General features: G+C 73.8%; 22 protein-coding genes. 7 read left to right on the top strand and 15 right to left on the bottom strand.

Features of this window, described 5'->3' with window-relative positions:
* Positions 1-11 precede the first annotated feature (11 nt).
* From AC6JBM_RS32765 to AC6JBM_RS32755, 3 genes are read left to right on the top strand one after another with little or no spacing between them, the layout of a single operon-like run.
* The gene (locus tag AC6JBM_RS32765) at positions 12-557 is read left to right on the top strand and encodes an Hsp20/alpha crystallin family protein (protein ID WP_497977881.1); all 546 of its coding nucleotides are present in this window, start codon (positions 12-14) and stop codon (positions 555-557) included.
* A gap of 29 nt (positions 558-586) precedes the next feature.
* Positions 587-1,369, top strand: a complete 783-nt coding sequence (locus tag AC6JBM_RS32760; protein WP_350622862.1) for a DnaJ C-terminal domain-containing protein — start codon at positions 587-589, stop codon at positions 1,367-1,369.
* A 13-nt stretch (positions 1,370-1,382) separates the two neighbouring features.
* Complete coding sequence (locus AC6JBM_RS32755) at positions 1,383-1,958, top strand: HdeD family acid-resistance protein (protein WP_497977880.1); 576 nt, start codon at positions 1,383-1,385, stop codon at positions 1,956-1,958.
* A gap of 8 nt (positions 1,959-1,966) precedes the next feature.
* Here AC6JBM_RS32755 and AC6JBM_RS32750 read toward each other — a convergent pair whose 3' ends face one another.
* The 6 genes from AC6JBM_RS32750 to AC6JBM_RS32725 form a co-directional block, all read right to left on the bottom strand.
* The gene (locus AC6JBM_RS32750) at positions 1,967-2,356 is read right to left on the bottom strand and encodes an AtzH-like domain-containing protein (RefSeq protein ID WP_497977879.1); all 390 of its coding nucleotides are present in this window, start codon (positions 2,354-2,356) and stop codon (positions 1,967-1,969) included.
* Between the two features lie 11 nt (positions 2,357-2,367).
* Positions 2,368-3,933, bottom strand: coding sequence for a regulator (locus AC6JBM_RS32745; protein WP_497977878.1), 1,566 nt, complete (start codon positions 3,931-3,933; stop codon positions 2,368-2,370).
* A 3-nt stretch (positions 3,934-3,936) separates the two neighbouring features.
* Complete coding sequence (locus tag AC6JBM_RS32740) at positions 3,937-4,617, bottom strand: cysteine hydrolase family protein (RefSeq protein ID WP_497977877.1); 681 nt, start codon at positions 4,615-4,617, stop codon at positions 3,937-3,939.
* Positions 4,618-4,628: 11 nt separating this feature from the next.
* Positions 4,629-5,330 (bottom strand): biuret amidohydrolase, encoded by a 702-nt coding sequence (gene biuH / locus AC6JBM_RS32735; protein ID WP_497977876.1) that lies wholly within the window; start codon positions 5,328-5,330, stop codon positions 4,629-4,631.
* A gap of 86 nt (positions 5,331-5,416) precedes the next feature.
* Positions 5,417-6,055, bottom strand: coding sequence for a GntR family transcriptional regulator (locus AC6JBM_RS32730; RefSeq protein ID WP_497977875.1), 639 nt, complete (start codon positions 6,053-6,055; stop codon positions 5,417-5,419).
* A 22-nt stretch (positions 6,056-6,077) separates the two neighbouring features.
* On the bottom strand, positions 6,078-7,817 hold the full coding sequence (locus AC6JBM_RS32725) for an ABC transporter ATP-binding protein (protein ID WP_497977874.1): 1,740 nt from the start codon (positions 7,815-7,817) through the stop codon (positions 6,078-6,080).
* 113 nt (positions 7,818-7,930) lie between these two features.
* On the opposite strand from AC6JBM_RS32725, the gene AC6JBM_RS32720 reads away from it, so the two are divergent.
* Positions 7,931-8,587, top strand: coding sequence for a hypothetical protein (locus AC6JBM_RS32720; protein WP_497977873.1), 657 nt, complete (start codon positions 7,931-7,933; stop codon positions 8,585-8,587).
* A 78-nt stretch (positions 8,588-8,665) separates the two neighbouring features.
* On the opposite strand, the gene AC6JBM_RS32715 is transcribed toward AC6JBM_RS32720, so the two are convergent.
* Genes AC6JBM_RS32715 through aceB form a run of 4 tightly spaced genes read right to left on the bottom strand, consistent with a single transcriptional unit; the run spans position 8,666 to position 14,058 of the window.
* Positions 8,666-9,853 (bottom strand): (Fe-S)-binding protein, encoded by a 1,188-nt coding sequence (locus AC6JBM_RS32715; protein WP_497977872.1) that lies wholly within the window; start codon positions 9,851-9,853, stop codon positions 8,666-8,668.
* Positions 9,853-11,046: an FAD-binding oxidoreductase gene (locus tag AC6JBM_RS32710; protein WP_497977871.1), complete on the bottom strand. Its 1,194-nt coding sequence runs from the start codon at positions 11,044-11,046 to the stop codon at positions 9,853-9,855. Before AC6JBM_RS32710 ends, AC6JBM_RS32715 begins: the two co-directional genes overlap by 1 nt.
* 1 nt (position 11,047) lies before the next feature.
* Positions 11,048-12,502 (bottom strand): FAD-linked oxidase C-terminal domain-containing protein, encoded by a 1,455-nt coding sequence (locus tag AC6JBM_RS32705; protein WP_497977870.1) that lies wholly within the window; start codon positions 12,500-12,502, stop codon positions 11,048-11,050.
* Positions 12,499-14,058, bottom strand: coding sequence for a malate synthase A (gene aceB, locus AC6JBM_RS32700; protein ID WP_497977869.1), 1,560 nt, complete (start codon positions 14,056-14,058; stop codon positions 12,499-12,501). The genes AC6JBM_RS32705 and aceB overlap by 4 nt, the downstream gene beginning before the upstream one ends.
* A 130-nt stretch (positions 14,059-14,188) precedes the next feature.
* Here aceB and AC6JBM_RS32695 point away from each other — a divergent pair, with 130 nt between their 5' ends.
* The gene (locus tag AC6JBM_RS32695; RefSeq protein WP_497977868.1) at positions 14,189-15,088 is read left to right on the top strand and encodes an FKBP-type peptidyl-prolyl cis-trans isomerase; all 900 of its coding nucleotides are present in this window, start codon (positions 14,189-14,191) and stop codon (positions 15,086-15,088) included.
* A gap of 56 nt (positions 15,089-15,144) precedes the next feature.
* Here AC6JBM_RS32695 and AC6JBM_RS32690 read toward each other — a convergent pair whose 3' ends face one another.
* Positions 15,145-16,347: a hypothetical protein gene (locus AC6JBM_RS32690; protein ID WP_497977867.1), complete on the bottom strand. Its 1,203-nt coding sequence runs from the start codon at positions 16,345-16,347 to the stop codon at positions 15,145-15,147.
* Positions 16,348-16,412: 65 nt separating this feature from the next.
* Between AC6JBM_RS32690 and AC6JBM_RS32685 the strand changes: the two genes are divergently transcribed.
* Positions 16,413-18,185, top strand: a complete 1,773-nt coding sequence (locus AC6JBM_RS32685; protein WP_497977866.1) for a thiamine pyrophosphate-dependent enzyme — start codon at positions 16,413-16,415, stop codon at positions 18,183-18,185.
* A gap of 4 nt (positions 18,186-18,189) precedes the next feature.
* Positions 18,190-18,450: a hypothetical protein gene (locus AC6JBM_RS32680; protein WP_497977865.1), complete on the top strand. Its 261-nt coding sequence runs from the start codon at positions 18,190-18,192 to the stop codon at positions 18,448-18,450.
* Between the two features lie 107 nt (positions 18,451-18,557).
* Here AC6JBM_RS32680 and AC6JBM_RS32675 read toward each other — a convergent pair whose 3' ends face one another.
* From AC6JBM_RS32675 to AC6JBM_RS32660, 4 genes are all read right to left on the bottom strand, one after another.
* Positions 18,558-19,094, bottom strand: a complete 537-nt coding sequence (locus AC6JBM_RS32675; protein WP_497977864.1) for a gluconokinase — start codon at positions 19,092-19,094, stop codon at positions 18,558-18,560.
* A gap of 61 nt (positions 19,095-19,155) precedes the next feature.
* Entirely contained in the window at positions 19,156-20,022 is an 867-nt protein-coding gene (locus tag AC6JBM_RS32670) for a septum formation family protein (protein ID WP_497977863.1), read from the bottom strand.
* Positions 20,022-20,345 carry a DUF952 domain-containing protein gene (locus AC6JBM_RS32665; RefSeq protein ID WP_497977862.1) on the bottom strand — a complete coding sequence of 108 codons (324 nt, stop codon included), beginning with the start codon at positions 20,343-20,345 and terminating at the stop codon, positions 20,022-20,024. The genes AC6JBM_RS32670 and AC6JBM_RS32665 overlap by 1 nt, the downstream gene beginning before the upstream one ends.
* Positions 20,342-20,851 carry a GNAT family N-acetyltransferase gene (locus AC6JBM_RS32660; protein ID WP_350622824.1) on the bottom strand — a complete coding sequence of 170 codons (510 nt, stop codon included), beginning with the start codon at positions 20,849-20,851 and terminating at the stop codon, positions 20,342-20,344. The genes AC6JBM_RS32665 and AC6JBM_RS32660 overlap by 4 nt, the downstream gene beginning before the upstream one ends.
* Positions 20,852-20,900 lie beyond the last annotated feature (49 nt).

Below are 20,900 nucleotides of genomic sequence, written 5' to 3'. Positions count from 1 at the left end.
GGAGGCTCACCATGACACTGCTGGTCACCCGTCCCCGCCGGTCGCTGGCCATGTATCCGGCGCTGGGCCTGCCCGTGACGAGCGGCGCGCCCGTCGACATCGAGGAGACGAGCGAGGCGTTCCGCATCGACCTGGACCTGCCCGGCGTGGCCCCCGGTGACGTGGAGATCGAGCTGCGCGACAGCGAGCTGCGGGTCTACGGCTCGTTCCGGGAGCCCGAGCGCACCGGCACGCTGCGCCACCACGCGCGGCGGACGGGCGAGTTCGAGTACCTGGTCGCCCTGCCGGGTGACATCAACGCCGACGCGGTCGCGGCCGACCTGGAGGGCGGGGTGCTCACGATCATCGCGCCCAAGATCGCCGGGCGGCAGGCCCGCCGGATCGCGATCCAGGGCCGCGAGGCGCGCTCGGAGGTGCGGCCCGGCGCGCCCGATACCCCGGCCGCGCAGGCGAAGCAGATGAAGGAGGGCCAGGGGCGGCCCGGCCCGGCGAGCCAGCAGGTCGGCTCCACGGGCGTGGGCAGCACCGGGCAGGTCGGCCGGAGCGCGACGGCCTGAGGCGCGGCCGCGGCGCGGGGACGGCCGTCGTGGCCGCCGCGACCCGCGACCCGTACGAGGTGCTCGGCGTGCCCCGGGGGGCGGGGCGGGAGGAGATCCAGCGCGCGTACCGGCGCCTGGCCCGCCGCCACCACCCGGACGTCAGCGCCGAGCCGGGCGCGGAGGAGCGGTTCAAGGAGATCAGCGCGGCGTACCGGTGGCTCGTCGCCCGGGCCCGGACCCGCGGGCGCGGCGACGTCGACCTCTCGAGTTGGCTCTTCCGCGGCGCGCGCGGGGCCGACCTGCGGGCCGAGGTCACCGTCGGCGTCGAGGTCGCCTACACCGGGGGCCGGCGGCGGGTGACCGTGGCCGGGCCGGCGGGGCGGCCGCGGCAGTACGACGTGCACGTCCCGCCGGGCGTGGCCGACGGGGAGCGGCTGCGGCTGCCCGGGCGCGGCGAGCCCGGCGTGCGCGGCGGGGTCGCGGGGGATCTGCTGCTCGAGGTACACCTGGCGCCCCATCCTCGCTTGCGGGTCGCCGGGCGGGACGTCCGGGTCGCGGTGCCCATCAGCCCGTGGGAGGCGGCCCTCGGCGCCGTGGTCCCCGTCGGCCTGCCCGGCGGCGACGTGCGGCTGGAGGTGCCGGCCGGCTCGTCGTCCGGGCGGCGCGTGCGGCTGCGCGGGCACGGGCTGCCCAACCCCCGCGGCGCGCCCGGTGACCTGTTCGCCGAGCTGCGCATCGTCGTTCCGGAGCGGCTCACCCCGGGCGAGCGCGCCCTGTTCGGCTCGCTGGCCCGCGAGTCGCCGTTCGACCCCCGAGACGAATCAGGCTGAGAGAGGGGATCCCATGCTCAAGAGGGAAGCGTGGCTGCTGGGCATCCGCGGCGTACTCGCCGTCGTGTTCGGCATCCTCGCCGTGATCTGGCCCGGCGTGACGGTGATCGCGCTGGCCCTGCTGTTCGGCATCTTCGCCATCGTCACCGGCATCGAGCAGATCGTGCACGCGATCCGCCCGGCGCCGGGGCCGTCGAACCCGGTCACCGGGTTCGCCGACGGCACCGGCCCGCGGGTGGCCCGCGGCGTGGCCGGGCTCGTCGGGCTGATCCTTGGCGTGCTCGCGGTCGCCTGGCCCGGGGTCACCGCGGTGGCGCTCGCCATCCTGGTCGGCATCTGGGCGGTCGTCACGGGCCTGGCGGACCTGTGGCTCGCGACCCGCCAGCACGGCGGCTGGTCGATGGCCCTCATCGGCGCCCTGGCGATCGTGGCCGGCCTGTTCATCATGGTCCGTCCGACCGCGGGGGCGCTGGCCATCGCCTGGGCCATCGGCATCTACGCGATCGTGAGCGGCGTGCTGCTGATCGTGGCCGCGTACCAGCTGCTGCACCAGGGCTCGGGCCGGGGCCGGATGGCGGCCGCGCACTGACACCGCCGTCATCCGGCGGGGCCGTCCGGCCGTGAGACGTGCGCGTGGACGATGCGCCAGCCCGGGGGCAGGCGGACCCAGGTCTGGGACTGCCGGCCCGGCCGGTCCTCCTCGCCCGGGTAGTCGAACAGGGTCGTCACCGTGGCGAGGTCCGGGCCGAACGCGGTGACCCGGGTCTCGAAGAGGCGCCGGCCCTCGGGCAGGGGCGGCTGGGCCGCGCGCCAGGCGTGCAGGGCCGCGGCCCCGGTCTGGCGGTCGGCGAGGCCGAAGCGCGTGACGGCGGGAGAGTCCCAGAACCAGGCGCCGAGCGCCCCGGCGTCGTTGGCCACGAGCGCCTTCTCGTAGTCGGTGAACGCGGCCAGCACCTCGGCCACGACGTCGGGGCGATCGATGTCCACAGCGGATACTCCTAGACGGGTGCGGATTCCAGTTCTTGCTCGTCGGGCTCGGGCACCCGCGGCTGCGGGCGGGCCAGGGCGAACAGGCCGCAGACGACGGCGATGAACAGGTAGCCCAGCGCCACCGGGCCGTTGGCGTTCCAGGCCACCCGCTCGGCGTGGATGAGCCCGGTGAAGCTCAGCAGCGCCCCGGCCGCGGCGAAGACCCCGGCGTGCACGAAGCGTTTGTCGATGACGAACGCGACGACGGAGCCGAACACGAGCCCGGCCAGGATGGCGCCCTGGCCCAGGGTGAGCAGGCCGGAGTACACCACCCCGTTGCCCTCCAGCGCCCCCTCGCCGACCTTCGCCGCCGTCGTGCCCGCGGCCGCCAGGGAGTTGTCGATCTGGCCGGTGGCCCACTGGGCGATGTTCGGCACCAGGGCCGCGATCACCGCCGCCGCGTGCGCCCGCGGGCTGAACTGGAACGCCTGGGCGCCGATGAGCAGGCCGATGTAGAGCAGGATCGGCACGATCGCCGGCATCGGCAAGACCGCCCCGAGCAGGCCGAACATGCTCAGGAAGCACAGCACCGCGATGACGATCCCGGTCGCCATCGAGTAGCCGGTGCGCCCGCCCGCCTTCTTCCAGCCGGGGTGGCCGACGTAGACGGCGGGCGGGAACGGCGAGCCGAGCGCGGAGCCGATGATCGCCCCGGCCCCGTCGGCGAGCAGGACGCTGCGCAGGTTGTAGTCGTCGCCCGCGGCCGCGGCGCTCTCCACGTTGGACATGCCCTCGGTGAAGTTGTAGACCCCGAGCGGGATCGCGGTCGCCAGCAGCGGCGCGACGTCGGACAGGCCGGACAGGAGCAGCCCGAGGTGCGGCCCGGGCAGCGCGAAGCCCACCTCGTGGGCGGCGGCGCTCACCGCGTTGCCGTCCATCGCGCCGCCGATCCAGCCGATCGCGGTGCCCAGCAGCAGCGCGGCCAGGCCGATCGGGAAGTTGCCGGGCAGCCTCGTGTCCGTGAGCAGGCCGATGAGCAGCAGCGCGAAGACCGGCAGGGCGACCCAGGCCAGGTTCCACATCCGGGCCGCGGGCAGCATGGAGATGAACGTGATCGAGATCCCGGCGAGCGTGCCGAGCAGGGCGGCCCGCGGCGCGTAGCGGCGGATGTACGGCCCGACGAAGGCGCCGATCAGCACGATGACGCCGATGATGAAGGCCCAGGCGAGGCCGGCCTTCCACGCCTTGGTGGCGTCCTGCGTCTTCAGGTACACCGGCAGCATGATCACGAAGATGACGATGAACATGTGCGGAACGCTGGGCCCGTAGGGCAGGGCCGTGACGTCGGTGCGGTGCTCGCGCCGGGCGAGCCGGCGGGCCAGGAAGGTGTAGTAGACGTTGCCGGCGACGAGCGCGATGCCCAGCGCCGGCAGGATCGCGTGGAACACGTCGCGCTCGCTGAGCTTCACCACGCCCAGGCACAGCGCGGTCAGGGTCAGCACGTTCACGAGCACGTTGACGCCGAAGCCGAAGAAGGCGTTCGTGTCGCCGCGCACCCACCAGGGCACTTTCAATGCGGTCGTTTCGGTGGCCATCTGTCACGTCCTCCGCTGCGAGGCTTGCAGGGCGGCGATGAACGCCGGGGACTCGGCGACCCAGCCGAAGATGCCGCCCTGCGCGGCGATCATCGCCAGGCCCGCCCGCTGGAACTCCGGGAAGTAGGAGCCGACGCAGTCCGCGAGCACGAGACACTCGTAGCCGCGGTCGTTGGCCTCCCGGACGGTGGTGTGCACGCAGACCTCGGTGGTGACGCCGGTGACGACGAGGCTGCGGATGCCCTTCGCGGTCAGCAGGTCGCCGAGCCCGGTCGCGTAGAACGCGCCCTTGCCCGGCTTGTCGATGACCGGCTCGCCCGGGGCCGGGGCGAGCTCGTCGATGATGCCGTGGCCGCGCTCCCCGCGGATGAGGATGCGGCCCATCGGCCCGGGCGCGCCGATGCGCAGGCTCGGGTCGCCGCGGTTGAGCTTGGCCGGCGGGCAGTCGGACAGGTCGGGCAGGTGCCCCTCGCGGGTGTGCACGACGGTGAGCCCGGCCGCGCGAGCGGCCGTGAGCAGGGCGGCGGTCGGGGCGATGGTCCGGCGCAGCTGCCCGACGTCGTTGCCGAGGGTCTCGCCGAAGCCGCCCGGCTCCAGGAAGTCCCGCTGCATGTCGATGACGAGGATCGCGGTGGAGTCCGGGTCGAACGTGAAGGCGGCCGGGGCCGCGGCGAGCGTGGCCACAGTGGACGCCCCTAGCCGGCCGTCGCCGCGATGACGTCCACGGACGTCGCGACGCAGCCGAAGACGCCGCCCTGCATGGTCACCATGTGCAGCGCGGCGGCGTGGTTGCCGGGGTCGGTGGCGCCGGTGCAGTCGGACAGGATCAGGCACTCGTAGCCGCGGTCGTTCGCCTCGCGCATGGTCGTGTGCACGCAGACGTCGGTGGTGATGCCGGTCAGGATCAGGTGCGTGATGCCGTGCGTGCGCAGGACGAGGTCGAGGTTGGTGGCGTAGAAGGCGCCCTTGCCGGGCTTGTCGACGACCACCTCGCCCGGCGCCGGCGCGACCTCGGGCACGATCTGCCAGCCGGGCTCGCCCTTGACGAGGATCCGCCCGCACGGGCCGGCCGAGCCGATCTCCGCGCCGATCCGGGCCGAGCGCCAGCGCTTGTTCGGCGGCAGGTCGGACAGGTCGGGGTCGTGGCCCTCGCGGGTGTGCACGACGAGCATCCCGAGGCCGCGGACGTGGTCGAGGAGCTTCGCCGTGGCCGGGAGGCCGGCTCGGGTCAGGCCGATGTCGTACCCCATGCTGTCGACGTATCCGCCCGGTCCGCAGAAGTCCGTCTGCCAGTCGATGCACAGCAGGGCCGTGCGCTCGACCGGGACGCTGCCGTCGTAGGGCCAGGCGTACGGCTGCGCGCCGACGACCGGGCCGATGCTTGCACTACTGGTCATGTCTGTCGATTGTCGACAATCCTGTTACATCGACCGGCATGGCGTGTAACGCGTTGATGTCCGAGTGCTCTTCTTCGCGAGTGCTCTTATTCGATGTACGACCGCGCGCCGTGCTCGTCCAGCGCGTCCGCCACCGCCGCGCCGTCGCGGGCCGAGACGGCGTCGAAGAGGCGCTCGTGGCGGTGCACGCCGTCGTGCGGCCGGGCCACCTCGGCCTCGCGGCGCAGGTTGAGCGCCATGTACAGCTGGATCTTCAGCAGCACCGACTCGTAGACGAGCGTCAGCTGGCGGTTGCCGGCCAGCGCCACCACGGCCACGTGGAAGTCGCGGTGCGCGGTCGCCACGTCGAACTGGTCGCCGCGCGCGTCGGCCTCCCGCATCGCCTTCATCGCCGCGGCGATCCCGGCCAGGTCCGCGTCCGGCGGGGTGGCCGCGACCGCGTGCCGCTCGAGCACGTCGCGGACCGCGTAGAGCTCCCGGATGTCGGCGTCGGACAGGATCGCCACCCGCACGCCCTTGCGCGGCATGTGCTCGACGAGCCCCTGCTGGGCCAGCAGCCGCAGCGCCTCCCGCAGCGGGGCCCGGCTGATGCCGAAGCGCTTGGTCAGCTGCTCCTCGACCAGGCGCTCGCCGGGCTCGGTGCCGCCGCCGAGGATCTCCCGGGTCAGCCGGGACACCGCGAGCTCGACCAGGCTCGCGCTGGCCAGCTCCTCGGTGTCCCTCATCGGCACAGTGTCGCAGACCGGGCTAGACCGACTGGAGGCCGTGCAGGCGTGCGAAGAGCCCGCCCCGGGCGAGCAGTTCGGCATGGGTACCGAGCTCGGCCAGCCGCCCACCGGCCAGCACGGCGATCCGGTCGGCGTTGCGGATCGTGGCGAGGCGGTGCGCGACGACGAACGTGGTGCGCCCGCGCATGAGCCGCGCCAGGGCCTCCTGTACCAGGGCCTCGGACTCGCTGTCCAGGGCCGAGGTCGCCTCGTCCAGCAGCAGCACCCGCGGGTCGCGCACGAGCGCCCGGGCGATCGCGAGCCGCTGGCGCTGCCCGCCGGACAGCAGCGCGCCGCGCTCGCCGACCATCGTGTCCCAGCCGTGCGGGAGGTCCTCCACGAAGCCCAGCGCGTTGGCGTCGCGCAGGGCCCGCGTGACGGTCCGCTCGCCGAGGTCGCGGCGGCCGTACGTCACGTTCTCCCAGATCGTCCCGTCGAACAGGACGGGCTCCTGCGGTACGACGGAGACGAACTTGCGATAGGTCCGCAGGTCGATCTCCTCCATGTCCCGCCCGTCGAGCCGGACCCGGCCCTCGCTCGGCCGGATGAACCCGATGAGCAGGTTCAGCATGGTCGACTTGCCGGAGCCGGACGGCCCCACGAACGCGATCGTCTCGCCCGCGGCCACGGCCAGGTCGATGCCGGTCAGCGCCGGCCCGCCCGACTCCGGGTAGCGGTAGCCGACGCCCTCCAGCACGATCTCGCCGCGCACCGCGCCGACGCGTTCCTTGCCCTCGTTCAGCTCCAAGTCGGGCGCGGAGAGCACCTCGCCGATCGAGCGGATCGACTCGAGGCCCTTGGTCACGATGGGCGCGAGGCCGAACAGGCCGATGACGGAGCTGGTGAGCACCGCGAAGTACGTGCTGAGCAGCACCACGTCGCCCGCGCTCACCGGCGCGACGCCCGTCCACGCGGCCCAGCCCGCGCCGACCAGGCAGGCCGCGCCGAGCAGCTGGTAGGTCACCCAGGACATCGCGCCGAACCGCCCGTTGACCATGTCCAGGCGCAGCCCCGCGGTGCGGACGTTCTCGACGGTGCCGCGCAGCCGGTGCACGGCCTCCTGCTCCAGCGCGTGGGCGCGGGTGATCGGCATCAGGTGGGCCATCTCGTCCACGCGCGCGGAGAGCTCCTCGACCCGCCGCCGGAACTCGGCGTTGCGCGCCCCGGACCGGCGGCGAACCATCGCCACCAGCGCCGCGGTGCACGGCACGACCAGCAGGAACAGCGGCACGAACTGCGGCACCCGCATGGCGGTGAGCGTGAGCGCGCCGAGCAGGGTGAGCACCGCGGAGGTGCCGGAGGCCGCCACCTGCTGCAGCATCAGCTCGACGTTCTCCACGTCGCGCACCAGCTTGGTCTGCAGCAGGCTCGCGCCCGCCCGGGCGTGGAAGGCGATCGACAGCTGCTGCAGCCGCCCGGCGAGCTCGGAGCGCAGGTCGGTGCCGAGGTGGCGCACGATGAGGCTCATCTGGCGCACCCACAGCATGTGCATCGGGATGTTCTGCAGCAGGATCACGGCGAGCACGGCGGCGTTGAGCCACAGCTGCGCGATCGGCCGGTGCTGCACCACGACGTCGATGATGTTGGCGGTGAGCAGGGGCAGCAGCCAGATGGGGCTGTCCTTCACGGCGAACGCCAGCGTGGCCAGGAGCAGTCGCCACTTGCCGGGCGCGAGCAGGCGCATGGTCGTGCGCACCGGACGGCGGCCGTCGAAGTCCATGAAGGTCATTCTTTTCGGTGCTCCGCGACGTCCGGAAGTCGTCCCGGACGTCGACCGCGTCACACCCGAACGCGGGGCGAAAATCGGCGTACCGTCGTTGTAGCCTGCACGTCATGACGCAGCCACCGTATGGAACTCCCAATCCGTATGGGCAGCCGGATCCGTACGGTCAGCAGCCGCCGTACGGTCAGCAGCCGTCCCCCTATGGCCAGCAGCCGGTGCCGTACGGGCAGTCCGACCCCTACGGTCAGCCCGCGCTGCCTGCCCTGCCGCCGCCGATGTCCGCGCCCCCCGCGTCGGGCGTGCCGGCGTCGGGCCAGCCCTACGGCACCGCCTACCAGCTGCCGCCGGTCTCGGGCGCCCCGGCCTCGGGCGGCGCGTACGCCCCCTACGGCCAGGCCGGATACCCGCAGGCCGCCTACGGCCAGCCCGCGGCCTATCCGGTCACCGTGGCGGCCTACGACCCGCTGACCGGCCAGCCCTACTCCGACAAGAGCAAGCTCGTCGGCGGCCTGCTGCAGCTGCTGCCGGGCCTGTTCTTCTGCCTCGGCGGCATCGGGCGGCTCTACGCGGGCAACATCGCGCTCGGCGTGACCCAGCTCGTGCTGAGCGTCGTGGTCGGCTGGACGTCGATCGTCTGCGGCTGGATGCTGTTCTTCGTTCCGTGGCTGGCGGCCATCGGCCTGTGGCTGTGGTTCGTCATCGACGGCATCATGATGCTGGCCGGGCGCCCGGTCGACGGCCAGGGCCGCCCGCTGCGCCCGAACTGAGCACCGCCGCACGACGTCACGCCGGGGCCGCGCCCGTTCGCGACCCCGGCGTCGTCGTGTCCGGCCTCCGGCGGAGGGTCAGGGGCGCACGCCGCGGATCGAGGCGTCGAGGACCTCGGCGGTGTGGGCCAGGCGGATCGAGGCGCCCGCTCGCCGTACCGCGGCCGCGATCTGCATCAGGCAGCCCGGGTTGGCGGTGACGAGCAGCGACGCGCCCGTCGACAGGACGTCGCGCGCCTTGCGGTCGCCCAGCTCCGCGGCCGGGCCGGGGTTCAGGACGTTCCAGATGCCGGCCGAGCCGCAGCAGATCTCCGGGTCCGGGATCTCGCGCAGGTCCAGGCCCGGGACGGCGCGCAGCAGCGCGCGGGGCTGGGCGCGCACGCCCTGGGCGTGGGCCAGGTGGCAGGCGTCGTGGTACGCGGCGGTCACCGGCACCGGATGCCGGGGCGCGACCGGGCCGAGCTCCACCAGAAACTCCGACAGGTCCCGGGTCCGCGAGGCCAGCTCCCCGTGCTCCTTGAGCGACGAGCCGCACCCGGCCGCGTTCACCACCAGCGCGTCGACGTCCGCGAACACGCGATCGAGGTCCGCCGAGAACTTGTCGGCCTCGGCGGTGCGGCCGCTGTGCCGGCTCAGCGCGCCGCAGCAGCCCTGCTCCGGCGGGATCACGACCTCGCAGCCCTCGGCGGCCAGCACCCGGGCGGTCGCGGCGTTCACGCCGGGGAAGAACGCCTGCTGCACGCAGCCGGTGAGCATGCCGACCCGGGCGCGGCGGCGGCCCAGCGCCGGGACGACCGCGGGGAGCCGGACCGACCGGCGCGGCGCGGGGGCCAGGTCCAGCAGCGTGCGCACGGTCGCGGGGAGGTTGCGCCGGAAGGGGGTGCCCATCCATCGGTACCCCACCAGGGGCGCCTTCGCCGCCTCGAGCCGGCGCCGGTAGGGGAAGAGGGCGAACACGGCCGCCCGCAGTGCCCGGCCCGCGGGCGGGCGCACCTGCTCGACCATCGCGCGGGTCTCGGTGATCAGCTTGTCGTACTGCACCCCCGACGGGCACGCGGTCACGCACGCCATGCAGCCCAGGCACGCGTCGAAGTGCCCGGTCATGGCGGGCGTCAGCGGCTCGCCCTCGGTCTGCTGGAGCATGAGCTGGATGCGCCCGCGCGGCGAGTCCATCTCCTCGCCCCACAGCACATAGGTCGGGCAGGTCGGCAGGCAGAACCCGCAGTGCACGCAGTCGCCGATGAGGTCTCGCCGCTCGTCGTTCATCAGATCCCCCCGACGAACCGGCCCGGCGCGAGGGTGCCGGCCGGGTCGAACTGCTCCTTGACCCGCCGCATGAGGTCGAGCCCGTCGACGTGGCCCCAGACGTCGACCCGCGCGCGGACCGGCGGCGGGGCGGTCAGCACCACGCAGTGCCCGGCCCCGGCCCGGGTCGCGGCGCGCAGGTCGCTGATCACCCCGGCCACGACGCCCGGGTCGGTGTCGCCGGGCAGGCCCGCGTAGAGGACCCCGGTGCCGGCCGAGCCGCGCACGCGCACCGGCACGTCGTGCAGGCGCGCGGTGACGCCGGCCGCGGTGAGCAGGTACGGCACCCGCGACAGCGCGCAGGTGAGCTTGATCCCGACGTCGCCCGGCGCCCACGGGTAGGTGCCCCAGCACGGCGGCGGCGACTCGGCCTGCTCGGTCTCCTCGCCGAGCAGCTTGCGCAGGTCGGCGGCGCGCCGGTCGACGCCCGCCGGCACCCCCTCGACGAGCGCGGTCACCGTGAGCGGGCCATCCCCGGCGGCCATGTCGACCTCCAGCGCGCTCGGCACCACCTGCGCGGCGAGCACGGACGCCACCGCCCGCCCGGCCTCGTCGGGCCCGGCCGCGGGGGCCGAGACGTAGCGGGCCGCGGCGGGCAGCGGGTGCAGGCGGAAGGCGCACTCGGTGATGACGCCGAGGGTGCCGTACGAGCCGGCGACGAGCTTGCCGAGGTCGTAGCCGGCGACGTTCTTGACGACCTTGCCGCCGGCCTTGGCCACGACCCCGTCGGCGCGCACCACGGTGACGCCGATGAGCAGGTCGCGGACGGTGCCGTAGAGCATGCGGCGCGGGCCGGACGCGTTGACCGCGACGGTGCCGCCCACGGTCGCGCCCGGCAGCGGCTCGTCGAGGGCCAGCTGCTGCCCGGCCGGGCGCAGGGCCTCCTGCACCTCGCGCAGCGGCGTCCCGGCGCGCACGATCGCCACCAGGTCCCCGGCCGCGTGCTCGACCAGGCCGCACACCCCGCCCAGCTCCACGATCAGGTCGAGCCGCTGCGGCGGCAGCGCCCAGTCCTGCCGCGTGCCGGCCCCGCGCACCACGAGCGCCAGCTCGTCGGCGGCCGCGCCGCGCACGACGTCGGCCACCTCCGCGGTCGAGGCCGGCTCGGCCACCGCGGCCGCGGGGACCCCGGCGATCTCATCGACGACCGTCACCTCAGAACACCTCCACGCCCGCGTCGTGCCAGGGGTTCGGTCCTTTGCGCCGGCCGGGCACCTCGCCGCACAGCCGCGGGGTCGGGAACACCTTGCCCGGGTTCGCCAGGCCCCGCGGGTCGAACGCGCACCGCAGCAGCTGCATGGTGTCGAGGTCGGCTTCGGTGTACATCCTCGGCAGGTGCTTGGCCTTGTCCACGCCCACCCCGTGCTCGCCGGTGATCGACCCGCCGTGCTCGACGCAGATGTCCAAGATCGCCCCGGACACCGTCTCGGCCCGCTCGGCCTGCCCGGCCACCGCCTCGTCGAAGAGCACGAGCGGGTGCAGGTTGCCGTCGCCGGCGTGGAAGACGTTCGCGACCCGCACGCCGTGCTCCCGGGCCAGCTCGCCGATGCGCGTGAGCACCTGCGGCAGCGCGGTGCGGGGGATGACCCCGTCCTGCACGATGTAGTCGGGGGAGATGCGCCCGACCGCGGCGAACGCGGACTTGCGGCCCTTCCAGAACAGCGCCCGCTCGGCGTCGTCGGCGGCGATGCGGATCTCGAACGCGCCGTGCGCGCGGCAGAACTCCTCGACCGCGGCGAACTGGGCCTCGACCTCGGCCGCGGGGCCGTCGAGCTCGACGATGAGCACCGCGCCCGCCCCGGCCGGGTAGCCGCAGTGCACCGCGGCCTCGGCCGCCTCGATCGCCAGGGCGTCCATCATCTCCACGGCCGCGGGCACCACGCCGGCCGCGATGATCGCCGAGGTCGCCGCGCCCGCCGCGTCCGGGCCGGTGAACGCGGCCAGCAGGGTGCGCACGGTTTCGGGCAGGCGCACCAGCCGTACCGTCACCTCGGTCGCGATCCCGAGCGTCCCCTCGGAGCCGACGAACGCGCCGAGCAGGTCGTAGCCGGGCGCGTCGGGAGCCCGCCCGCCCAGCCGCACCAGCTCCCCGTCGGGCGTCACGATCTGCACGCCGGTGACGTGGTTCGCCGTGAAGCCGTACTTCAGGCAGTGCGCCCCGCCCGAGTTCTCCGCCACGTTGCCGCCGATCGAGCAGATCTGCTGGCTGGACGGGTCGGGGGCGTAGTAGTACCCGTGCGGCGCGGCGGCCTTCGAGACCTGCAGGTTGATCACGCCGGGCTCCAGCACGGCCCGCTCGTCCTCGGGCGCGACCTCGCGGATGGCGCGCAGCTGGGAGGTGACGATGAGCGCGCCGTCGGCGTGCGGCAGCGCGCCGCCGGACAGGCCGGTGCCGGAGCCGCGGGCCACGAACGGCACCCCGTGCGCGACGCAGGCCCGGACCACGGCCGCGCACTCCTCGGCCGTGCGCGGCAGCAGCACGATCGCCGGCACGACCCGGTAATGGGCCAGCCCGTCGCACTCGTACGTCCGCAACCGGGCCCGATCGGTGATGATCTGATCGGGTCGCAGGTATTGCCGCACGGCGCCGGCGAGCGCATCGACGCTCATGGCATCCGTTCGTACGCCGGAATCGTCAGGAAGTCCACGAATTCGTCGGCCACGGCCACCTCCATGAACAAATCGCGCGCCGCGCTCAGGTCGCCGCCGAGCCCGGCCAGCTCCTCGTCCGCGATCCGCTCGACCAGCTCGCGGGTCACCAGCTCCCCGGTGTCATCGAGCTTGACGCCGTTGTGCAGCCACTGCCACACCTGCGAGCGGGAGATCTCCGCCGTCGCCGCGTCCTCCATGAGGTTGTCGATCGCGACGGCGCCGCTGCCCCGCAGCCACGCGTCGAGGTACTGCACGCCGACGCTCACCGCGCTGCGCAGCCCGGCCTCGGTGCGCCGCCCGGGCGTGGCCGCGACGTTGAGCAGGTCGGCCTCGGTGACGCTCACGTCCTCGCGGAGCCGGTCGAGCTGGTTGGGCCGGTCCCGCAGCACGCCGTCGAAGATCTCCCGGCAGACCGGGACGAGATCGGGGTGCGCGACCCAGGAACCGTCGAAGCCGTCGCCGGCCTCGCGGGTCTTGTCCGCGGAAACTTTCTCGAACGCGGCCCGGTTCACGGCGGCGTCGCGGCGGCTCGGGATGAAGGCCGCCATCCCGCCGATCGCGTGCGCGCCGCGCTTGTGACAGGTGCGCACGAGCAGTTCGGTGTACGCCCGCATGAACGGCACCGTCATCGTCACCGCGTTGCGATCGGGCAGCAGGAAGTCGCGGCCGCGCGTGCGGAACTTCTTGATGACGCTGAACATGTAGTCCCAGCGGCCCGCGTTCAGTCCGGCGGAGTGCTCACGCAGCTCGTAGAGGATCTCCTCCATCTCGAAGGCGGCCGGGAAGGTCTCGATCAGCACCGTGGCCCGGATCGTGCCGGTCGGGCGGCCGAAGCGCTCCTCGGTGTGGGCGAACACCTCGTTCCACAGCCGGGCCTCGAGGTGCGACTCCATCTTGGGCAGGTAGTAGTACGGCCTGGTGGCGAGGTGGTTGTGGAAGAAGTAGAGCCCGAAGTCGGTCAGCGAGCCCGACGTGGGCTGCCCGTCGACCAGGATGTGCTTCTCCGGCAGGTGCCAGCCGCGGGGGCGCACCACGATCGTCGGCCGGGGGCCGTCCGTCAGCCGGTAGTCCTTGCCCTCCGGCGACGTGAACGCCAGCGTGCCGGCCACCGCGTCGCGCAGGTTGAGCTGGCCCTGGACCACGTTGTGCCACAGCGGCGTGTTGGCGTCCTCGTGGTCGGCCAGCCACACCTTCGCGCCCGAGTTCAGGGCGTTGATGGTCATCTTCGCGTCGGTCGGCCCGGTGATCTCGACCCGCCGGTCGGTCAGGCCGGGCGCCGGCTCGGCCACCCGCCATTCGGCCTCGCGCACGCCGAGGGTCTCGGGCAGGAAGCCCAGTGTGCCCCCGGCCTGCAGTGCCGCCTCGCGCTCGTCGCGCAGCGCGAGCAGCTCCAGCCGGCGCGCGTCGAAGCGGCGGTGCAGATCTGCCAGGAAACTCAGAGCCTCTTCGGTCAGGATCTCAGCGAAGCGATCGCCGAGCGGTCCGGTAATCTCGACGCCCGTAGCGTTGCCCATACGACCGACCTTAGGCCATATCGCGGCCTACCCCGGTGCGTGCCGCGAGGCGTGTGGTATGGGAAGCTTCGCCGAACGAAACTCAGGTCCGTCTGTGTGCGGGGCCGTCCACCAGGGGAGTCGACGAATCGTGAGCGATCGGGGCAGGAACCGCCGCCCGGCAAGGTCGACCAAGGCCACCCCGCCGAAGGCGGATGCGGCCGAGGCGGAGGAGACGACCACAGCGGACGACGCGGCTTCGGTCGAATCGGACTCCGTGGACATCATCGACTCCACGGACGAACCGGACACTGTGGACGATGCGGAGGCCGCGGAGCCCGACGCGGGCGGCGACGAGGCCGAGGAGGCGGAGAAGAAGCCGGCCAAGAGCAAGGGCCCGGCCCCGCTGACGAGGGCCGAGAAGCGCGCCGCCGCGCGGGTCGCCGCCGCGAAGTCCGCCCGCCGCCGCCGCGTCGGCCAGGCCATCGCCGGCACCGTGATCGTCCTGCTCGCCATCGGCGGCGCGTTCGCCGGCGTGTGGTATTTCGGCGACCGCGCCGAGCAGCAGAAGACGGAGTGCAAGAAGCCGGACCAGAGCGCCTACCCGCCGTTGCTCGGCGGCTTCGACAAGCGCCTGGCCGACGAGCCCAAGACCGAGGCGGGCACCGAGCAGAGCGTCGGCGTGCGCACGGTCAAGACCCTGATCCAGGGCAAGTGCAAGACCGTCAAGGCCGGCGACACCGTCGTGGTCAACTACGTGGGCCTGACCTACAAGGACGGCAAGGTCTTCGACTCGTCCTGGCAGCACAAGCAGACCTTCCCGGTGCAGGTCGGCATGCTCGAGCAGGGCCAGCAGGCCCAGGTCATCGAGGGCTGGGACCGCGGCCTGGTGGGCCTGAAGGTCGGCAGCCGGGTCATCCTGGACATCCCGGTCAAGGAGGCCTACAACAACGCCGACGGGTATCCCCAGGGCGACCTGCGCTTCTACGTCGACATCCTGGACATCCAGGCCGCCGACGCCAGCGGCGGACTGCAGGTCCCGGGCAACTAGCACCCGGCGCACGCGCGCACAGGGCGGCCTCGGTCCCGGGGCCGCCCTGTGGTGGCTCAGGGGCGGGTCGCCACCCGGCGCAGGCGCTCCACCACGCCGGGGTGGGGCCACTCCCGCAGGCGGTAGCGCTCCGGGTCCAGGCCCGGCTCCGGCTCCAGGTCGACCTCGCGCGCGACCGAGTCCCAGGCCACGAAGAACGGCTCGGCGCCGTCGGACGGGAACGCGACGTAGTCGGCCCGGGGCAGCAGCGTGTCCACGCCCTCGGCCCAGCTCGCCACCGTGAAGACCGTCCCGTCCGGGCGCTGCGCGCTCGTGCACGAGGCCACGAACGCGTCGGACTCCAGGTGGGCGGCCTGGGCGGCGTACTCCGAGGCCGCGGTGATCACCTCGGTACGGTGCGTGACGCCGTACATCGGGTGCCCCGCCGGCACCAGGAAGGGCACCACGGCGCCGGTGTCGTCGACCGTGAGCGCCATCGGGGAGATCGGGCGGGCCGCGTCGCGGTACTCCTGCTCGGCGAGCTCGAACACCTTGCCCAGCGTCTCCGGGGTGTCCTCGGCGCCGCGGCCGACGAGCAGCATCCCCGTCGTGTCCGCGACGAAGGCGAGCGGCACCCCGCCGAGCCGCGAGCGCTGGGCGGCCAGCCAGCCGTCGACGAAGAGGTGCGAGGCCCAGTACGCGTCGCCGTCCTCGACCATCCGGACCAGCGGGCGCGGCCCGGGGGCCTCGTCCGTCCCGCTGCCGGCCCGCGCGATGGCGGCCATGTTGCGCCGCGCCCGGTCGAACACCGTGCCCTCGGTGACGCCCCAGTCCCGCAGCTGCCGGTCGGTCACGTACATCACCGACGTCGGCTGGTCCACGACCACGAACTCGGCCAGGTACGCCCACGCCGGGCGGCGCAGCGGCCGCGGCGCGGAGGCGGGCATCCCGGTGCCGAACGTGACCGTGCGCAGCAGCGGCCGCAGCAGCGGAGCGACCTCCTCCCAGCTGTTCGGCGCGCCCGGGTTGAACACGACGGCGCTGAGGAACGACGCGATGCGCTCCCGGCGCTCGGCCCGGCCGGCCCGCTCGCACTCGCGGTAGATGTTGCCGAGGTAGGCGACGGCCGGCTGGGCCTGGGCCGAGTCGCGGCGGACCTCGATGGCGAACTGGTCGGGCAGATACCGCGCCGAGGCCACCCCGGCATCGCGCATCGCGGTGAGCACGCGGCGGGCGAATCGCTCCTGTGGCGTGCCGCGAAGCCGGTCGAGCATCCCCATGTGGCCGTACGGTACCGGATCACCGCGAGGGGTTTGGACCCGGCGGATCCGGCAAGCCATACGGTATGGCGAAGCAACCGACCGTCGGCGAGGCGATCATCGCGCGGCTGGCCGCCTGGGGCGTCGACACCGTGTTCGGCCTGCCCGGCGACGGCATCAACGGGCTCATGGAGGGCCTGCGGCGCAATGCGGACCGGGTGCGGTTCGTGCTCGTGCACCACGAGGAGGCGGCCGCCTTCATGGCCGTCGCGCACGCCAAGGCGACCGGGCGGCTGGGCGTGTGCCTGGCGACGTCGGGCCCGGGCGGGATCCATCTCGCCAACGGGCTGTACGACGCCAAGCTCGACCACGCCCCCGTGCTGGCGATCACCGGCATGCAGGAGTCCGCGGTGCTCGGCACCGGCTATCAGCAGGAAGTACATCTTGATCGGCTCTTCGAGGACGTGGCCGAGTACAACGAGCCGATCGTCAACCCGGCCCAGGCGCCCGCGCTCGTCGACATCGCCGTGCGCACCGCCCTGGCCCGCCGCGGGGTGGCCCACCTGACCGTGCCCAACGACGTGCAGGTGGCGGCCGCGGGCGACAACCCCTTTGAGGACGTCGGCCCGGTCCGCGCGCCGGCCACCTCCCCGGTGTGGGTCCCGCCCCCGGTCCGCCCCGCCGACGACGACCTGCAGGCCGCCGCGGACCTGCTCAACGTGGCCGAGCGCCCGGCGATCCTGGCCGGCATCGGCGCGCGGGGCGCCGGGGCGCTGGTCGAGCTGACCGCGGACGTGCTCGGCGCGCCGATCGTGAAGTCGCTGCTGGGCAAGATGGTGCTGCCCGACGACTCCCAGTACGCGCTCGGCGGCCTCGGGCTGCTCGGCACCGCGCCGAGCGAGGACCTCATGGCCGAGTGCGACGCGCTGCTCATGGTCGGCACCAACTTCCCCTACACGAAGTTCCTGCCCGAGCCCGGCCAGGCCCACGTGATCCAGATCGAGGCCGAGGCGGCCCGCGCCGGGACCCGCGTCCCGACCGACGTGCCGCTCGTCGGCGACGCCGCGGCCACCCTGGAGTCGCTGCTGCCCCGGCTGAAGCGGCGCACCGATCGGCGGCATCTGCAGCGGTACCAGGAGAAGATGCGCGACTGGCGGGAGGGCCTGGCCGCCCTGGAGAGCGCGGAGCGGGACCCGATCGCGCCGCAGTACCTGGCCGCGGCCCTGGACCGGGTGGCCGCCGCCGACGCGATCCTGTGCTGCGACTCGGGCACCGTGGCCACCTGGGCCGCCCGGCACTGGCAGATCGTCGGGGGCCGCGAGTTCTACCTGTCCGGCACGCTCGCCAGCATGGCCCCGGGGCTGCCCTACGCGATCGCGCTGCAGCACGAGTACCCCGGCCGCCAGTGCATCGCCTTCGTCGGCGACGGCGGGTTCGCGATGCTGATGGCCGAGTTCCACACCGCCGCGCGCTACGGCCTGCCGGTCAAGGTGGTCATCAACAACAACAACGCGCTCGGCATGATCGTGTGGGAGCAGATGGTGCTCGGGCTGCCGGAGTACGGCGTGCGCTTCGGCGACCCCGCGCCCGACTACGCGGCCTGGGCCCGCGGCTGCGGCGGCTTCGGCGCCCGCGTGACCTCGCCCGGCGCGCTGGAGGAGACCCTGCGCGACGCGCTCGCCTTCGCCGGCCCGGCCGTGGTCGACGTCGCCGTGGACGCGAACGAGCCGCCGATGCCGGCGAAGGTGACGTACCAGCAGGCGGTCCGCTTCGCCGAGTCCTTCCTGCGCGGCCAGCCCCACCGCGCCGCCATCGCGACCACGATCCTCAAGGACAAGATCACTCAGCTGAAGGGATGATCTCGTGATGCGCGCCCAGCCCCGCGGGGCCCGCGGCACCTTCGGGCACCCGTACTCCGCCCTGAACCTTCGCCTCGTCCTGGCCACGTTCGGCTTCTTCACCAGCGCGGTGCTGGGCGCCCTGGCCCTGGCCGCCGGCTTCGTCTGGCTCGGCCTGCTCCTGCTGGTGCTCGCGGCGACCGCCCTGGTCGACTCGGTCGTCGTCGAGCTGCGGCGGCGGGCCCGCTTCCGCGAGGGCGGCGGCCGCGGCTCTCTCTTCGAGTAGCCCCGGCCGGCTCACGCGTCGGCGGCGGCCTGCTCTCGCTTCGAGTAGCCCCGGCCGGCTCACGCGTCGGCGGCGGCCTGCTCTCGCTTCGAGTAGCCCCGGTCCGCTCACGCGTCGGTGGCGGTCTCGCGGAGCGCTTCGGGGTGCGCCCGGAGGATGGCGTCCACGATCTCGGTCGGCGGCGGCTCGACCGACACCTCCGTCACGCCCTCGCCCGGCTCCGGCGGCTCCAGGGCGGCGAACTGGCTGTCGAGCATCTCGACGCGCATGAAGTGGCCGTGCCGGGCCGCGAGCCGGCGCGCGATCAGCTCGCGAGAGCCATCGAGGAACACCATGCGCACCTGCGGGCGGCCCTGGCGGAGCCGGTCGCGGTACACGCGCTTGAGCCCGGAGCACGTGACGACGCCGGGCTCGCCGGCCGCGGCGCGCTCGTCGAGCCAGCGTCCGATCGCCGCCAGCCAGGGCTCCCGGTCGGCGTCGGTCAGCGGGACGCCCGTGGCCATCTTCTCGACGTTCGCGGGCGGGTGGAAGTCGTCGGCCTCGGCGTAGGTCCAGCCCAGCCGCCCGGCCAGCATCGCGCCCACGGTGGTCTTCCCGGTGCCGGCGACACCCATGACGACGAATACCGGCGGCGCGTCAGACATGGCCACACCGTACCCTCACGGCCGCCGGCGCTAACGCGCGTTGCCCGCACGGCCGCCGGCGCTACCGCGCGTTGGACAGCGGCACCCCGTTGCCCCTGGTGCCCGCCACCGAGCCGGTCATCGTCCGGCCCTGCCACAGCACGAAGTAGCACTGCGTGACGGTGACGCCGTAGCCGTGGAGCTCCTGCGACCGGTACCCGTCGTAGCCCCACTTGTCGTCGACCGCCTTGGCCGTCACGCCCATCTGGTCGGCGACCTCGTCGCGGCAGGCGGCGGCGTACGGCTTCCAGGTCTCGTCGTCCGCCGGCACGGGCGCGGCGAACCCGGCCCGGACCGCGCCCATGTACTCCGCGGCGTGCCTGCCGGTGCACGGGGTCTCGGTCATGCCCGCGGTCGTGCCGGCCTTGGCGAGGTTGAAGCAGTGCGCCGGGAGCGGCGTCCGGCCGCCCGCGAGCGTGCCCCTGGTCGTGGCGAAGGCGGCCCGGCCGGGGGCGGCGTCGACGACGACCGCCTCGCACGCGTACCAGCGGCTGCCGGACTGCCAGTCCTGGTCGGCCGGCAGCCCGATCTCGAGCGTGGCGCCGTGGCGGCCGAGCGGGGTGCCGAGGAACGCGGCGGTCTTCGTCCGGCAGTCCGCGTCGGCGGCCGCGAGCGACGGGTCGTTCGGCTGCGGCGGCGTCGCGGACGACACCCCGGTCAGGGTGCCGACGGCGGCGATCTCGGACTGGTGCTCCTGCGCGCAGTCGACCTTCGCGGGCGGCGAGAGGGTGGTGCGCATCGGCTTGTCGAAGCAGTCCCCGGCCTTCGGCTCGGCGAGCGCGGCCGCGGACGGCGGCGGCGGCGAGCCCGGGGCAGTGGCGGGCGGGGCCTCGCCCCCGCAACCGCCCGTCAGCAGAACCGCGGCGAGCACGAGCGTCAACCGGCGCATCAGTCGGCCAGGTCTTGCAGCTCGGCGACGTCGGTGATGTGGCGCACCTTGGTGACGGCGGCCAGCGGGAGGCGAGCGTACAGATGCGGGAACGTCCCGTGCTCGTTGGCCTCCCACCGCAGCGCCTCGCCCAGCGGCCCGGGGTCGACCGAGAGCACCACGAGCTCGGGCACGCCGGCGAAGAACCGCGTCGCCGTGCGGTGGACCTGTTCCGCGGTGGAGAGGTGGACGTACCCGTCCCCGAGGTCGAGCGGCGAGCCCGCGAACGCGCCGGCCGCCTCGAACCCGGCCCACTCGGCCGGGAGCAGGATCTTGTAGATCATCGGTCGCCGCGCAGCCGACCGTAGACGAGCACGTCACGCCAGGCCCCGTCGCGGAACTCGGCCGAGCGCAGGATGCCCTCGCTGAGGAAGCCGACCTTCTCGAGGGCCTTCTGCTCGGCGATGTTCTCGGGCTGCACGCGCGCCTCGATCCGCTGCGTCGGCGTGCTCGCGAACAGGTAGTCGCACAGCAGCGTCTGCGCTCGCCAGCCGACCCCGCGGCCGCGCCACTCGGGCAGCAGCACGATGCCGACGCCCCAGTACTGTGCCGGCCCCGACCCGATCGCGAACCACTGCACGAACCCGGCGGCGGTCTCGTCCGCCTCGACCATGAGCCGCCCGTCGTCGGCGCCGAGGTAGCCGTCGAGCGCGAAGCGCCGGGCGGGCCCGTTCGGCTCGTGGTACCCGGTCCAGGCGGGACCGGCGAGGCCCGGCTCGGTCGCGAACCGGCGGAACATGGCCAGGTCCCCCTCGACCACCGGCCGCAGCCGCACCCAGGTCTTGTTCACACGCCCCCACCTCACTCGACCAGCAAGATCGCCCGCAATCTTCGCCGAA

The organism is Dactylosporangium thailandense, assembly GCF_059739745.1.
Note: the sequence above shows the minus strand (reverse complement) of the source record. Positions and strands in the feature narration are given on the sequence as shown.

Coding starts and splice junctions, on each gene's coding strand:
- AC6JBM_RS32745 (WP_497977878.1), bottom strand. CDS start 3,933: ATGGCCACCGAAACGACCGCATTGAAAGTGCCCTGGTGGGTGCGCGGC.
- AC6JBM_RS32730 (WP_497977875.1), bottom strand. CDS start 6,055: ATGAGGGACACCGAGGAGCTGGCCAGCGCGAGCCTGGTCGAGCTCGCG.
- AC6JBM_RS32670 (WP_497977863.1), bottom strand. CDS start 20,022: ATGCGCCGGTTGACGCTCGTGCTCGCCGCGGTTCTGCTGACGGGCGGT.
- AC6JBM_RS32675 (WP_497977864.1), bottom strand. CDS start 19,094: ATGTCTGACGCGCCGCCGGTATTCGTCGTCATGGGTGTCGCCGGCACC.
- AC6JBM_RS32715 (WP_497977872.1), bottom strand. CDS start 9,853: ATGAACGACGAGCGGCGAGACCTCATCGGCGACTGCGTGCACTGCGGG.
- AC6JBM_RS32755 (WP_497977880.1), top strand. CDS start 1,383: ATGCTCAAGAGGGAAGCGTGGCTGCTGGGCATCCGCGGCGTACTCGCC.
- AC6JBM_RS32685 (WP_497977866.1), top strand. CDS start 16,413: ATGGCGAAGCAACCGACCGTCGGCGAGGCGATCATCGCGCGGCTGGCC.
- AC6JBM_RS32690 (WP_497977867.1), bottom strand. CDS start 16,347: ATGGGGATGCTCGACCGGCTTCGCGGCACGCCACAGGAGCGATTCGCC.
- AC6JBM_RS32705 (WP_497977870.1), bottom strand. CDS start 12,502: ATGAGCGTCGATGCGCTCGCCGGCGCCGTGCGGCAATACCTGCGACCC.
- aceB (WP_497977869.1), bottom strand. CDS start 14,058: ATGGGCAACGCTACGGGCGTCGAGATTACCGGACCGCTCGGCGATCGC.
- AC6JBM_RS32765 (WP_497977881.1), top strand. CDS start 12: ATGACACTGCTGGTCACCCGTCCCCGCCGGTCGCTGGCCATGTATCCG.
- AC6JBM_RS32720 (WP_497977873.1), top strand. CDS start 7,931: ATGACGCAGCCACCGTATGGAACTCCCAATCCGTATGGGCAGCCGGAT.
- AC6JBM_RS32665 (WP_497977862.1), bottom strand. CDS start 20,345: ATGATCTACAAGATCCTGCTCCCGGCCGAGTGGGCCGGGTTCGAGGCG.
- biuH (WP_497977876.1), bottom strand. CDS start 5,330: ATGACCAGTAGTGCAAGCATCGGCCCGGTCGTCGGCGCGCAGCCGTAC.
- AC6JBM_RS32725 (WP_497977874.1), bottom strand. CDS start 7,817: ATGGACTTCGACGGCCGCCGTCCGGTGCGCACGACCATGCGCCTGCTC.